Raw genomic sequence first — 12,512 nt, forward strand, 5'->3', positions numbered from 1 at the left:
GGCCCTGCTTCCAGTGGCTGAGGCGCGGGCTCGCCTGCTCGGCGCGCTGCGGCCCCTGCCCGCCGAGACGGTGACCCTGACCGACGCGCTCGGCCGCGTGCTGGCCGAGCCGCTGACCGCCCGCCTGACGCAGCCACCCTTCGCCGCCTCTTCCATGGACGGCTGGGCCGTGCGCGCCGCCGACGTGGCCGAGGTCCCCGCAGCGCTCCGCCGCATCGGCGAGGCGTCGGCCGGCCACGCCTTCCCCGGCCGGGTCGGCCCTGGCGAGGCCGTACGAATCTTCACCGGCGCCCCCCTGCCCGGCGGCGCCGATTCGGTGGTCATGCAGGAGGATGCGGAGGAGGACGGCGACCGCGTCCTGATCCGCCGGTCCGTCGCCGAAGGCCGGTTCGTGCGGCCCGCCGGCCACGACTTCTCCGCCGGCGACACGCTTCTTCCGGAAGGCCGGCGCCTGACCGCCCGCGACGTGGCGCTCGCCGCTGGCGCCAACTGGCCATGGCTGCGCGTGCGCCGCCGCCCGCGCGTGGCGGTGCTTGCCACCGGCGATGAAATCGCCCTGCCCGGCGAGCCGCTGGGGCCGAATCAGATCGTCAGCTCCAACGCTCTGGGGCTCTGCGCCATGGTGACCGCGCTCGGCGGCACCGCCCTCAACCTCGGGGTCGCCGGGGACCGGGCGGAGAGCGTCGCCGCCCTGGCCTCCGCCGCCGCTGGCTGCGACCTGCTGGTCACGACCGGCGGCGCCTCCAAGGGAGACTACGACTTCGTCGGCGACGTGCTGGGCGGGGGGGGGCTCACCCTGCTCTTCGACGGCGTCGCCATGCGGCCCGGCAAGGCGGTGAAGTTCGGCCATGCCGCGCTGGAAGGAGCCGGAAGGGTCCCTCTTCTGGGCCTGCCCGGCAACCCGGTTTCCACCGGCATCTGCGCGCTGCTTTTCCTGAAACCCGCCCTGCTCGCCCTTCAGGGTCTGACGCCCGGCGAGGACACGGTCACCGCCCGGCTCGGCGCGCCCCTGAGGGCCAACGGTCCCAACCAGGACCATCTGCAGGCGACGCTCGCCCGTGAGGCCGGCGGGGAACTGGTGGCGACGCCCTTCGCGCGCCAGGACACCGCGCTCATGTCGCTGCTGGCGAAGGCCGACTGCCTGATCCTCCGCCCGCCGCACGCCCCCCCCGCCGAGCCCGGTGACCGGGTGGAGATCCTGCCCCTGTCGGGCGGCGCCGTCAGCCTGTGACTTAGCCGTATCCTCCGGGTTAGGGGCTTGACGCCCGCCGGGAACCAAACTAGAACAGAATCAAACGTTTTGCTTTTGTTCCAGATATCGCACGGCCAGCGCCGGGAGGCACGAATGCTCACACGCAAGCAGCACGAGCTGCTGCTCTTCATACACGAGCGACTCGGCCAAGGCGGGGTGTCCCCCTCGTTCGACGAGATGAAGGACGCGCTCGGCCTGAAGTCCAAGTCGGGTATCCACCGGCTGATCACGGGCCTGGAGGAGCGCGGCTTCATCCGCCGCCTGCCCCACCGTGCCCGCGCGCTGGAGGTGCTGCGCCTGCCGGAGGGCGCCGAAAACGCCCGCCCGCCGCGCGCCAAGTTCCAGCCGAACGTCATCAAGGCCGACTTCAGCTTCGCCGGCCGCGAGGTCGCCGCGGCGGCGGAGGCCGCGACCCCGGAAACCATCCAGCTTCCGCTCTACGGACGCATCGCCGCCGGCACGCCGATCGAGGCGCTGCGCGATGGTTCGGGCTTCGTGGACATCCCGGCGACCATGCTGGGCGCGGGCGACCATTACGCCCTGGAGGTCGCCGGCGACTCGATGGTCGAGGCGGGCATCCTCGACCATGACACGGTCATCATCCAGCGCTGCGAGACGGCCGAAAACGGCACCATCGTGGTGGCCCTGGTGGACGAGAACGAGGTGACGCTGAAGCGGCTGCGCCGCAAGGGCAACACCGTCGCGCTGGAGCCCGCCAACGCCTCCTACGAGACCCGCATCTTCGGCGCCGACCGCGTGCGCGTTCAGGGCAAGCTCATCGGTCTCGTTCGCAAGTACTGAGCCGCAGCCGGCAGCCGCACGTCACGGGACCGTCCAGGGCCGATCGCCCCGGCGGTCCCGTACGCTTTCGACCCGCACGCCTTCGGGCGACAGGTACAGCGCATGGGCGCCCTCGCGGCGCAGGCGCCACAGGTCGATGACCACCGGAGCGCCGCAGCGGCGGGCCGGTTCGGCGCTCACCACCACATCGGCGGCGGCGCAGTCCTCCGGCAGGGCGGACGGGTCGCGCAGCAGGGCGACGCTCTGCCCCGCCTCCCGGTAGAGGCAGCCCAGTGCGTCGCAGGCGAGCCGCCCGCCAACGCCGCTCCCCGCCTCCGGCCAGCGTCCCTCCGGTTCGGCCGCCCCGTCGCGCTCCAGCCATGTTTCCGCCGTCCGATTCACCCGCCCCGACAGGGCGAGGCCACCGTCGGCGCCGCGCACGGCCATCAGCGTCCCCTCCCGCGACACCAGCACGTCCGGACGGACGGTCGCCAGCGGCGACAGAAGCCCCGCCAGCACGGCGGCGGCGCCAAGCAGGCGCCAGGGCCGCGTCCAAATCGCCAGCCACACCCCGCCGAGCGTCACCGCGACCAGCCCCGCGAGCGGCATGGCCGGCACCCGCAGGACCGCCCCCGGCAGGGAGGAGGCCAGTTCCGCCGTCCAGATGATAACGGCCACGCCCCAGCCCATGGCGGCCAGAGCCGGCCCCTCCAGCCCCAGCGGCATCAGCAGGTAGGCCAGAAGGCTGCAGGGCATGACCCAGAGGCTGGTCACCGGGACTGCGATCATGTTCGCCAGCAGCCCGTAGAAGGCGATCTGCTGGAAGTGGAACATCGCGAAGGGCGTCGTCGCCAGCGTCGCCACGAGGCTGGTGAAGGCGATTCCGCCGAGATAGAGCACGCTCCGGCCAAGGAACCCGGTTTCCTGCCGCCAGCGCGCCAGGACAGGGCTCGCCAGCTCGTAGGCGGCGATCAGCGCCACGACCGCGCCGAAGGACATCTGAAAGCTCGGACCGAGCAGCCCCTCCGGCAGGATCAGCAGCGTGACCAGCGCTGCGAAGGCGACCAGCCGCATGCTCAGCGGGTCGCGCTCGACCAGGATGGCCGCCATGACCACGCCCGTCATCAGCAGCGCCCGCAGCGTCGGCAGGGGCGCTCCCACCAGCATCGTGTAGGCGGCCGCCGCCAGGATGGCGAAGACCGCCGCGATCTTCTTGATCGGCCAGCGCAACGCCAGCGGCGGAACCAGCGCCAGCAGGGCGCGCACGGTGAAGAACACGATCCCCGCCGCGATCCCGACATGCAGCCCGGAGATCGACAGGAGATGGGCGAGGCCGCTGTCGCGGAAGGCCTCCATCACCGGCTGCGGGATCGCCACCTGCTCCCCGTTCATCAGGGCAGCGGTGACCGCGGCCTCCCCGGGATCGGCGATGGCCGCCCGCACCCGCTCCGCGATGACGCCGCGCGCCCGGTCGAAGCCGTCCGACAGGCTCCGCCAGGGGCCGGGCGGCCGCACTTCCAAGGTCTCATGGGCACGGAGCGCGTAGCCGACCCCGCCCAAGCGGTCGAAAAAGGCGTGGCGCTGGAAATCAAAGGCGCCGGGTTCCGCCGGTCCCTGAAGGGGATGGAGAACCGCGAGCAGGCGGATCCGCTCCCCGCTGCGCGGCGGGGGCGCCTTGCCCGTCAGCCGCAGCCGCACCCGCGCCGGAGTCGCCCCGGCGGCGACCCGCTCGATGGACAGGTCCTCCAGCACGGCGCGGGTTGCGTTGGGAAGCCGCTGCACGCTCACCACGCGCCCGGTCACCGCCACCGGCCCGGCCTGGCGCTCCAGCATCGGCGCGGCGACGCGCTGGGCGCGCCATTGCGCGGCGGCGAAACCGGCGGCGAGCACCAACAGCGCCAGGCAGGCCGCCAGCATGCCAAGACGCCGGCGGACGGGCCAGAGCGGCAGGAGGCACAGAGCGAGAAGCAACGGCCCGGCCCATCCCGGCGGCTCCAGGGGAAGGGCGAAATACAGCCCGATGCCGGTGCCGACTCCGACGGGCACCCACAGCACCCAGCGCTCCCGCTCTGCCCGCAGCAGCTCCAGGAACGCCGACAGGGCGCGCGCCGCCCGGCCGCTGGCGGGCGCCTCCTCCCCGAACTCCGGTGAATCCCCGTCGAAGAGCCCGTCCGCCACGGCGCCCGCCCCTTATCCCGGCCCGGCCATCCACCCCCGCTTCTCCACCCATGTGTGCATGGCAATGCCCCACATGGCAGCGAATGTGATAAACCTCGGACCAACCTTAGCAGCGATCACCCCGGAATTGAGCCCGCGATGACTGTCGTCACCCGTTTCGCCCCCTCGCCCACCGGCTTCCTCCACATCGGCGGCGCCCGCACCGCCCTTTTCAACTGGCTGTATGCGCGCGGCCAGGGCGGCAAGTTCCTGCTGCGGATCGAGGACACGGACCGGCAGCGCTCGACCCAGGAGGCGGTGGACGCCATCCTCGACGGGATGAAGTGGCTCGGGCTGGAGTGGGACGGCGAGGCGATCAGCCAGTTCGAACGCAAGGACCGGCACGCCGAGGTCGCACGGCAGATGATCGCCGCCGGCCGCGCCTACCACTGCTACACCAGCCCGCAGGAGCTGGAGGAGATGCGCGCCGCCCAGAAGGCCGCTGGACAGCCGGTCCGCTACGACGGCCGCTGGCGCGACCGCGACCCGTCCGAGGCGCCGGAGGGCGTCGCCCCGGTGGTCCGGCTGCGCGCCCCGCAGGAGGGCGAGACCGTGCTGAAGGACCGCGTCCAGGGCGAGGTGCGGGTACAGAACGCCCAGCTCGACGACCTGATCCTGCTGCGCGCCGACGGCACGCCGACCTATCTCCTTGCGGTGGTGGTGGACGACCATGACATGGGCGTCACCCATGTCGTGCGCGGCGACGACCACCTCACCAACACCTTCCGCCAGATCCAGATCTACAACGCCATGGGCTGGGACCTGCCGGAGTTCGGCCACATCCCGCTGATCCATGGCCCGGACGGCGCCAAGCTGTCGAAACGCCACGGCGCCCTGGGCGTCGATGCCTACCGCGACATGGGCTACCTGCCGGAGGCCGTGCGCAACTACCTGCTGCGACTCGGCTGGGCGCACGGCGACGATGAGATCATCTCGACCGAGCAGGCGGTGGAATGGTTCAACCTGGAAGGCATCGGCCGCTCGCCGTCCCGCTTCGACTTCGCGAAGCTGGAGAACCTGAACGCCCATTACATGCGCCAAGCGGACGACGCGCGGCTGGTCGGGCTGATCCGCCCGCGGCTGGAGGCCGACCTCGGCCGCGCCCTGAATGACGATGAGACCGCCCTCCTGACGCGGGCCATGAACGGGCTGAAGCAGCGCGCGCGGACGGTCGTCGACCTCGCCCAGAGCGCGCGTTTCTACGTGACGGCGCGTCCCCTGCCGCTCGACGAAAAATCGGCGGCGCTGTTGGACGAAAAGGGCCGCGCCGTGTTGAAGGAACTGGCCGGGCTCTTCCAGGCGGAGGAGTCCTTCACCGCCGCAGCGCTGGAGGCGAAGGTCCGTCAGTTCGCCGAGGAACGCGGGGAGAAGCTGGGCAAGATCGCCCAGCCACTGCGCGCGGCGCTGACCGGTTCGACCGTGTCGCCACCCATCTTCGAGGTGGCCGAGCTGCTGGGACGGGAGGAGACTTTGGGGCGTATGGGGGATGCATCGGGGGACGGTCTGGGCTGATGCGGCCCGCGTTGATATCCTTCGCACATGCAACTATGCTGCGCACATTCCAAAAAGAGCGCAAAGCTCCAACCCTAAGTGACAAGGACGTGCCGATATGACCCAGACCACGGACGGCAAGGCCTCGAACGATAGCTTCACCTTGATCGATAATCGCACGGGCAAACAGGTTACTCTGCCTGTGTTGCCGGGCTCCACGGGTCCGAGCGTTATCGACATCCGGAAACTTTATTCCGAAACCGGACATTTCACCTACGATCCCGGATTCACTTCCACGGGAAGCTGCGAATCCAAGATCACCTACATCGACGGCGACGAAGGTGTCTTGCTGCACCGCGGCTACGCCATCGATGAGCTGGCCGACAACTGCGACTTCCCCGAAGTCTGCCATCTCCTGCTGAACGGCCACTTGCCGAACGCCAAGGAGAAGGCCGAGTTCGAGACCACCATCCGTTACCACACGATGGTGCACGAGCAGCTCAGCCGCTTCTTCAGCGGCTTCCGCCGCGACGCGCACCCGATGGCGGTGCTCTGCGGCGTGACCGGCGCGCTGTCGGCCTTCTACCACGACTCGACGGACATCACCGACCCGCGGCAGCGCCAGATCGCGTCGCACCGCCTGATCGCGAAGATGCCGACCATCGCGGCGATGGCCTACAAGTACAACATGGGCCAGCCGTTCATGTATCCGCGCAACGACCTGTCGTATGCGGAGAACTTCCTCTACATGACCTTCGGCACGCCCTGCGAGCCGTACAAGGTCAACCCGATCCTGTCCAAGGCGATGGACAAGATCTTCATCCTGCACGCCGACCACGAGCAGAACGCCTCGACCTCCACCGTCCGTCTGGCCGGCTCCTCGGGCGCCAACCCGTTCGCCTGCATCGCGGCGGGCATCGCCTCTCTGTGGGGCCCGGCGCACGGCGGCGCCAACGAGGCCGTGCTGAAGATGCTGGAGGAGATCGGCAGCGTCGATCGCATTCCGGAGATCGTGCGCCGCGCCAAGAGCAAGGACGACAGCTTCCGCCTGATGGGCTTCGGCCACCGGGTCTACAAGAACTACGACCCGCGCGCCCAGGTGATGCGCCAGACCTGCCACGAAGTGCTGGCGGAACTGGGCATCAAGGACGAGCCGCTGCTCGACATCGCCATGGAGCTGGAGCGGATCGCCCTGTCGGACGAGTACTTCATCGAGAAGAAGCTCTACCCGAACGTCGATTTCTATTCGGGCATCATCCTGAAGGCCATGGGCTTCCCGACCAGCATGTTCACCGTGCTGTTCGCCGTCGCCCGCACGGTCGGCTGGATTTCGCAGTGGAAGGAAATGATCGAGGACCCGCAGCAGAAGATCGGCCGTCCGCGTCAGCTGTACACGGGCGAAACCAAGCGGCCGTTCGTGCCGCTGGCCGAGCGTGGCTAACCGGCCGACGGCCCATATGGGAACGGGTGGCTCCAACGGAGCCACCCGCAGCCCCACCGCGTGCATCGTTCCGGCACGGCGAATCCGTTTCGCCGCGCCGGCGAACGACAATCGGGCGCCGCTGGGCCGGCGCATTCGCCGCGCCATCTTCTATCTGGTCGTTCTGGCACTGATCGCCGCGGTGGTCCTGCTTTGATCGAACCGGGTCCGATGGACCTGCGCCTGTCCGATGCGGCTCCGAATGGTCCGGGCATGACGCCACGTCCGGTGGCCTGCCCCCGCTGAAGGACGCTCACGTCCCACCACGGACTCCCATGTCCTCCATCCGCATCACGCGACGCGACCTCGAAACGGCCGCCGAAGGCGGACTGCTCCGCGAAGAGGACATCGACCCGCTCTGGCGCCATCTGGCCGAGCGCACCTCCGCCGGCGACGCCCCGGTCTTCAACACGGTCCATCTGCTCTGGTATGTCGGCGCGCTGATCGTCATGGCCGCCATGGGCCTCTTCACGACCATCGGCTTCCTCAGTTTCGGCAACGGCTTCCTGCTCACCGTGGCACTTCTCTATATGGCCGGCTTCGCCCTGGCCGGCCGGCGCGTCATCGGGCAGCCCGGCCTCCGCACCGTGGGCGGTCTGCTGTTCGCCGTCGCCGTCTCCATGGTCCCGCTGGCGACCTTCGCCGTGCAAGATCTCCTGGGCTGGTGGAGCAACGACTGGCCCGGCCCCGAGGCGGGTTTCGTCGAGTACCTCTGCGGCAGTTCGATCCCCATGGGGACCGCCACGGCCTTCATCGGCACCTTGGTCTTCCGCAGCATCCGTTTCCCCTTCCTCCTGATGCCCGTGTCGGTCGCGCTCTGGCTGATGTCGCAGGACCTCGGCAACTGGCTCCTCGGCGACGGGGGCTCCCTGACCTTCCGCTCGGGCATAGCGGCCATCATGGGCAGCGTGATCTGCCTCCTGGCCTGGATCGTGGACCTGCGCGACGAGCGGGGCTCCGCCTTCTGGCTGCACCTCTCCGGCGCGCTCTCCCTGTGGGCCGGCATCACCGCGCTGGACAATGGGGACGAGATCGCCCGCGCCGGCTACGCCCTGTTCAACGTGGCCCTTCTCGCCCTGTCGGTCTTCCTCGGCCGCCGCGTCTACGCGGCGCTCGGGGCCATAGGGGTGGTGCTCTACCTCGGCTACCTGGCGAACGCGGTCTTCGAGGATTCGCTCCTCTTCCCCTTCGCCCTGTCGCTGATCGGCGTGGCCGTGATCATGGCCGGCATCGCCCTCCAGCGCCGGCTCCCCGCCCTTCAGGCCTGGATGGGCCGCCGGCTGCCGCCATCGGCGAAGGCGTTGCGCCCGCCGCACGCGCGCTGAAGGGCTTCGGTCCAGCCCCTGATAAAGAAAAACCGGCGGACCTTGGTCCGCCGGTGTGCCGTCACTTGCGTTCGATCAGCTCGACCTTGTAACCGTCGGGGTCCTCGACAAAGGCGATGACGGTGGTGCCGTGCTTCATGGGGCCGGGCGGGCGCGGGATCTTGACGCCCTCGGCGGCCAGCTTTTCGCAGGTGGCGTAAATGTCCGGCACGCCGATGGCGATGTGCCCATAGCCGGAACCGATGCTGTAGGGCTCCGCCTGGTCCCAGTTGTGGGTCAGTTCCAGCACCGCCGTGTCGGACTCCTCGCCGTAGCCGACGAAGGCCAGCGTGAAGCGCCCGCCCTCGTAGTCGGTCCGCCGCAGCAGCCGCATCCCCATGAGACGCGTGTAGAAGTCCAGGGACTTCTCAAGATCCAGCACGCGCAGCATCGTGTGCAGAAGGCGAAATTCGCTCATGGTCCGTTCCTTATCGTTCTTGAGCCTGAGTCGTTTCAGTCCAGCCAGGGCGGTTTTGCCCCAAGCTGTTTTGCGCGGCGCCCGAGACGATGTCTAGGATCACCCGCGCGGCGCGTTCGCTGGGCGGGAGCCCGCCCTGGCCGAGCCAGCGCGCGACCTCAGCCACCCCGTCCACCTGGCGCGCACGCGCCTGGCGGTCGTCGAGCAGCCGTCCCAGCTCGGCGGCCAGCCGGTCGGGCCGGCAGTCCCGCTGGAGCAGTTCGGGCACCAGCATCCGGTCGAGCATCAGATTGACCAGATTCACATATCTAACCCGGATCAGCCGCCGGTACAGGGCGACCGTCACCGGGTTGAGCCGGTAGGCGATGACCGCGGGAAGCCGGGACAGCGCCAGCTCCAACGCCACCGTGCCCGACGCCGCCAACGCGACCTCCGCCGCCGCGAAGGCGTCGTACTTGGCCTCGTCCCCCTCCACCAGGATGGTGCGCATAGGCCAGCCGGCGATCTCGCCCGCGACGCGGTCCCGGACCGTGGACACGGTGGGCACGGCGGCCACGAGGTCGGGGTGGTCGGGCAGCAGGCGCTCCAGCGTGGCGCGGAAGTCCGGCAGCAGCCGGTTCACCTCCCCGCGCCGGCTGCCGGGCAGCACGGCCACGACCCGCGACGACTCGGACAGGCCGAACCGTGCCCGGAAGCGGGCGCCGTCGCCCTTTCCGGCCCCGCCCTCGACGACCGGGTGGCCTACGAAGCTGCAGGGCAGCCCCACGCGCTCGAAGTAGGGAGGCTCGAAGGGGAGGAGCGCCAGCAGGTGGTCGTAGAGCGCCGCGTACTTGGCCGCGCGCCCGGGCCGCCAGGCCCAGACGGTCGGGGCGACGTAATGCACCAGAGGAATTTCGGGCGCCGCCTTGCGCACGCGCTTGGCCACGCGGACGGTGAAGCCCGGCGAATCGATGCCGATGACGGCGTCCGGACGCGCCGCGACGATGCTCTTCGCCGTCTCGTCGATCCGCCGCAGCAGGTTCGGCAGGTGGGGCAGCAGCTCGACGATGCCGAACAGCGCCAGCTCCGACAGGGGCACGAGGCTGCGCAGCCCCTCGGCGGCCATGCGCTCCCCGCCGATGCCGGCGAAGCGGACGTTGCCGCCGGTCAGCCGCTTCAGCGCCGCCATGAGCCGGGCGCCGAGCGCGTCGCCGGAAGGCTCCCCGGCGATCAGGAACAGCAGGGGCGCGCTCACCGGCCGGCCTCCGGAACCTCGACGCCCACCACGAACAGCCCGAGCCGGTCTGCCAGCTCGGCGACGGCGGCCCTGTCCACGATCAGGCTGCCGCCGGCCTGCACCGCGATCCCGCGCAGGCCCGCCCGCGCCGCCTTTTCCAGCGTGACCGTCCCCATGGTCGGCAGGTCGATGCGGCGGTCCTGCTGCGGCTTGCAGACCTTCACCAGCACCCCGCCCTTTCCGGGCCGGGCGAGCGCCGCGCAACGGTCCAGCATGGCGTCGGTGCCCTCCACGGCTTCCACGGCGAGAACGATGCCCTGCTGCACGACCGCGCCCTGCCCGACGTCGAGCGCCCCCAGCCCGCGCGCAACCTCCAGCCCGCGGGCGATGTCGCGCCCGGCTTCCTCGTCGGGGAGGAGCCGCCCGACCGGTCCTGCGGTGGTGAGAAGCCCGTTCAGCAGGTCATGGAGCCCGACGACCCGGAACCCATCCGATTCGAGTTCGCGCGCGACCGCCCGCAGAAGCCCGTCATCGCCAAGCGCCCGCGTTCCGACGCGGGCCAGGAACTTCGTGGTCCGCCAGTCGGGCAGCAGTTCTCCCAGCGAGGGGCGGCGGACGGGGCCGGCGAAGACCACCTCCCCCACCCCTTCGGCGTGCAGGCGCTCCATGATGCTGCCGGCCGCGCCGAAGCGGCTCCAGACATGAGGGTAGCCGCGCACGGCGGCGGGGTCGGTGTGGCCCTCAAAGGCGACGATGAACAGGTTGCGCCCCTGGCCGCGCACCGCTTCGGCGATCCGCGCCGGAAGGGTGCCGCCGCCGGCCAGGATGCCGAGCTTGGCGCCGGGGATGGAACCGGCGCCGGGGCCAACCACGGCGTTCCCCTGATCCTCGCCGGATGGGTTCGGGGATGCCGGCATGGCGCCCTCCTGGCTGTGGCGGCCGCTCAGCGGTCGCGCGGCTGGCAGATCGAACGCGATGCGTCGGCGCGGATGAATCCCAGCACGTCCTCGACCAGCGGCTGGCCGGCATAGTCGCGGGCCACCTGCTCCACGCGTTCCGCGAAGGTGCCCTCCGGCCCGAACAGGTGGCGGTAGGCGGTGCGCAGCCCGCTGATGTCGTCCTTGGCGAAGCCCCGCCGGCCCAGCCCGACGAGGTTGAGCCCGGCCAGGCGCGCACGGTCGCCCATCACGAGGCCGAAGGGAATGACGTCCTGCTCGACCCCCGACATGCCGCCGATCATCGCATGCGCGCCGATGCGGACGAACTGGTGGACCGCCGAGAGGCCGCCAAGGATGACATGGTCGCCCAAGGTCACATGGCCGCCAAGCGTGGCGTTGTTCGCCAGGATGACGTGGTCGCCGACCACGCAGTCATGGGCCACGTGGGCGCTCATCATGAACAGGCAGTGGCTGCCGACCCTGGTCACCATGCCGCCGCCCTCGGTGCCGGGGTTCATGGTGACATGCTCGCGGATGGTGTTGTCGGTGCCGATGATCAGCTCCGAGGGCTCACCCTTGAACTTCAGGTCCTGCGGTGCGTGGCCGAGCGAGGCGAAGGGATAGACCACCGTCCGAGCGCCGATCCGGGTGCGCCCCTCGACCACGACGTGGGAGGTCAGGCGCACGCCATCGCCGAGTTCGACCGCCGGCCCGACAACGCAGAAGGGACCGATGGACACGCCCTCGCCCAGCTTGGCCGCCGGATCGACGACCGCGGACGGATGGATCGACACGCTCATTTCTCGTCCAGGATCATCGCGGAATAGATGGCCTCGGCAACCAGCACGCCGTTGACCTTCGCCTCGCCCTTGAACTTCCAGACGTTGGCGCGCTGGCGCTGCTTGGTGACGTGGATGTGCAGCACGTCGCCCGGCGTGACCGGCTTGCGGAAGCGGGCCTCGTCCACCGTCATGAAATAGACGAGCTTGCCTTCCGCCTCGGCGCCGAGCGTGCCGACCACCAGGACGGCCGAGGTCTGGGCCATCGCCTCGATGATGAGGACGCCCGGCATCACCGGACGGGACGGGAAGTGCCCCTGGAAGTGCGGCTCGTTGATCGAGACGTTCTTGACGCCGGTCGCGCTTTCCCCGGGGAACACGTCGATCACGCGGTCGATCATGAGAATCGGGTAGCGATGCGGGATCATCTGCATGATCCGCGAAATGTCGATGTCGGCCATCCTGGCCTTTTCCGCCGCCACTTCCATTGTTGGCCGTCCGCCTTTCAACGCCTTGGAATGCAATAGGTCACGTCTCCCGCCAGGCACGCCGGCCGGGCGGGAGACGCGTGTTTCTG

Annotated in this window: 12 protein-coding genes; 6 read left to right on the plus strand and 6 right to left on the minus strand. The window is 70.0% G+C overall.

The annotated features are described in order from the left end of the window. Window positions 1-4 precede the first annotated feature (4 nt). Both glp and lexA read left to right on the plus strand, forming a co-directional pair. On the plus strand, window positions 5-1,231 hold the full coding sequence (glp, locus tag JUB11_RS10540) for a gephyrin-like molybdotransferase Glp (protein ID WP_207458567.1): 1,227 nt from the start codon (window positions 5-7) through the stop codon (window positions 1,229-1,231). Between the two features lie 114 nt (window positions 1,232-1,345). Beyond that, complete coding sequence (gene lexA, locus JUB11_RS10545; protein WP_207458489.1) at window positions 1,346-2,053, plus strand: transcriptional repressor LexA; 708 nt, start codon at window positions 1,346-1,348, stop codon at window positions 2,051-2,053. 21 nt (window positions 2,054-2,074) lie between these two features. Here lexA and JUB11_RS10550 read toward each other — a convergent pair whose 3' ends face one another. Further along, window positions 2,075-4,210 (minus strand): ComEC/Rec2 family competence protein, encoded by a 2,136-nt coding sequence (locus tag JUB11_RS10550; protein ID WP_207458490.1) that lies wholly within the window; start codon window positions 4,208-4,210, stop codon window positions 2,075-2,077. 138 nt (window positions 4,211-4,348) lie between these two features. Between JUB11_RS10550 and gltX the strand changes: the two genes are divergently transcribed. The 4 genes from gltX (at window position 4,349) to JUB11_RS10570 (ending at window position 8,545) form a co-directional block, all read left to right on the plus strand. Continuing rightward, on the plus strand, window positions 4,349-5,761 hold the full coding sequence (gene gltX / locus JUB11_RS10555) for a glutamate--tRNA ligase (protein ID WP_207458491.1): 1,413 nt from the start codon (window positions 4,349-4,351) through the stop codon (window positions 5,759-5,761). 97 nt (window positions 5,762-5,858) lie between these two features. After that, a complete protein-coding gene (gene gltA / locus JUB11_RS10560) occupies window positions 5,859-7,181 on the plus strand; it encodes a citrate synthase (RefSeq protein WP_207458492.1) in 1,323 nt (440 codons plus the stop codon). Between the two features lie 16 nt (window positions 7,182-7,197). Further along, entirely contained in the window at window positions 7,198-7,377 is a 180-nt protein-coding gene (locus JUB11_RS10565; protein ID WP_207458493.1) for a hypothetical protein, read from the plus strand. A 118-nt stretch (window positions 7,378-7,495) separates the two neighbouring features. Then, a complete protein-coding gene (locus tag JUB11_RS10570) occupies window positions 7,496-8,545 on the plus strand; it encodes a hypothetical protein (protein WP_207458494.1) in 1,050 nt (349 codons plus the stop codon). Between the two features lie 61 nt (window positions 8,546-8,606). On the opposite strand, the gene gloA is transcribed toward JUB11_RS10570, so the two are convergent. From gloA to fabZ, 5 genes are read right to left on the minus strand one after another with little or no spacing between them, the layout of a single operon-like run. Next, window positions 8,607-9,002 carry a lactoylglutathione lyase gene (gloA, locus tag JUB11_RS10575; RefSeq protein ID WP_207458495.1) on the minus strand — a complete coding sequence of 132 codons (396 nt, stop codon included), beginning with the start codon at window positions 9,000-9,002 and terminating at the stop codon, window positions 8,607-8,609. Window positions 9,003-9,012: 10 nt separating this feature from the next. Continuing rightward, on the minus strand, window positions 9,013-10,236 hold the full coding sequence (gene lpxB / locus JUB11_RS10580; protein WP_207458496.1) for a lipid-A-disaccharide synthase: 1,224 nt from the start codon (window positions 10,234-10,236) through the stop codon (window positions 9,013-9,015). Further along, window positions 10,233-11,135, minus strand: coding sequence for a UDP-2,3-diacylglucosamine diphosphatase LpxI (gene lpxI / locus JUB11_RS10585; RefSeq protein WP_207458497.1), 903 nt, complete (start codon window positions 11,133-11,135; stop codon window positions 10,233-10,235). Before lpxI ends, lpxB begins: the two co-directional genes overlap by 4 nt. Before the next feature lie 26 nt (window positions 11,136-11,161). Continuing rightward, window positions 11,162-11,956 carry an acyl-ACP--UDP-N-acetylglucosamine O-acyltransferase gene (lpxA, locus tag JUB11_RS10590; RefSeq protein ID WP_207458498.1) on the minus strand — a complete coding sequence of 265 codons (795 nt, stop codon included), beginning with the start codon at window positions 11,954-11,956 and terminating at the stop codon, window positions 11,162-11,164. Then, entirely contained in the window at window positions 11,953-12,423 is a 471-nt protein-coding gene (gene fabZ, locus JUB11_RS10595; RefSeq protein ID WP_207458499.1) for a 3-hydroxyacyl-ACP dehydratase FabZ, read from the minus strand. Before fabZ ends, lpxA begins: the two co-directional genes overlap by 4 nt. Window positions 12,424-12,512 lie beyond the last annotated feature (89 nt).

This window comes from Azospirillum sp. SYSU D00513 (genome assembly GCF_017356015.1).
Taxonomy (GTDB): domain Bacteria; phylum Pseudomonadota; class Alphaproteobacteria; order Azospirillales; family Azospirillaceae; genus Azospirillum.

What these genes read in the sequence shown, in the direction of transcription:
- lexA (WP_207458489.1), top strand. Translation starts at nt 1,346, where the DNA reads ATGCTCACACGCAAGCAGCACGAGCTGCTGCTCTTCATACACGAGCGA.
- gltX (WP_207458491.1), top strand. Translation starts at nt 4,349, where the DNA reads ATGACTGTCGTCACCCGTTTCGCCCCCTCGCCCACCGGCTTCCTCCAC.
- gltA (WP_207458492.1), top strand. Translation starts at nt 5,859, where the DNA reads ATGACCCAGACCACGGACGGCAAGGCCTCGAACGATAGCTTCACCTTG.
- JUB11_RS10565 (WP_207458493.1), top strand. Translation starts at nt 7,198, where the DNA reads ATGGGAACGGGTGGCTCCAACGGAGCCACCCGCAGCCCCACCGCGTGC.
- JUB11_RS10570 (WP_207458494.1), top strand. Translation starts at nt 7,496, where the DNA reads ATGTCCTCCATCCGCATCACGCGACGCGACCTCGAAACGGCCGCCGAA.
- gloA (WP_207458495.1), bottom strand. Translation starts at nt 9,002, where the DNA reads ATGAGCGAATTTCGCCTTCTGCACACGATGCTGCGCGTGCTGGATCTT.
- lpxI (WP_207458497.1), bottom strand. Translation starts at nt 11,135, where the DNA reads ATGCCGGCATCCCCGAACCCATCCGGCGAGGATCAGGGGAACGCCGTG.
- lpxA (WP_207458498.1), bottom strand. Translation starts at nt 11,956, where the DNA reads ATGAGCGTGTCGATCCATCCGTCCGCGGTCGTCGATCCGGCGGCCAAG.
- fabZ (WP_207458499.1), bottom strand. Translation starts at nt 12,423, where the DNA reads ATGGAAGTGGCGGCGGAAAAGGCCAGGATGGCCGACATCGACATTTCG.